Here is a 438-nt window from a genome sequence, read left to right as displayed (position 1 = left end):
CAGCAGCGCCTTGTAGGAGCGGATGGTGCGGCCCGGCATCATGTAGAAGTCGAGCTTCCCGTCCTTCGCGGTGACCTTCTGCCGGAGCTGGTCCAGCAAGTCGAAGGAGAGGTCGGCGCCGTTCGGCCCGGCCACCAGCGTCTGGCCCGCGCTCACCAGCCCCAGCAGGCCCTCGAACTCGTCATTGGCACCGGTGCCGTTGACGAGCAGGTTGGCGTACTTGCGGCCCACCGCCTTGGCCTTGCCGGCCACCTGGAGCGCCTTCTGGTCGGTGGTGTCCGAGTGCGTCGCCTCGATGAAGTTGTCCACCTCGGCGTCGCCGATGATGCGCTTCAGCGCGCTCGTCACCTGGACGAAGGTGGTGGGCGACTTGGCGGTGATGGTGCCGCCGACGCCCAGCATCTGCACGTCACCCAGCGAGGACTCGCGGTTGTAGAC

General features: G+C 67.4%; 1 protein-coding gene. It reads right to left on the bottom strand.

What is annotated here, in order from left to right:
* A partial coding sequence (locus HUW62_RS47825; RefSeq protein WP_217912012.1) for a hypothetical protein occupies nucleotides 1-438 on the bottom strand: 438 nt, incomplete at both ends.

The organism is Myxococcus sp. AM011, from assembly GCF_013372595.1.
Lineage (GTDB): Bacteria > Myxococcota > Myxococcia > Myxococcales > Myxococcaceae > Myxococcus > Myxococcus eversor.
The sequence above is the reverse complement of the archived record's forward strand: the minus strand, read 5'-3'. Positions and strand labels throughout refer to the sequence as shown.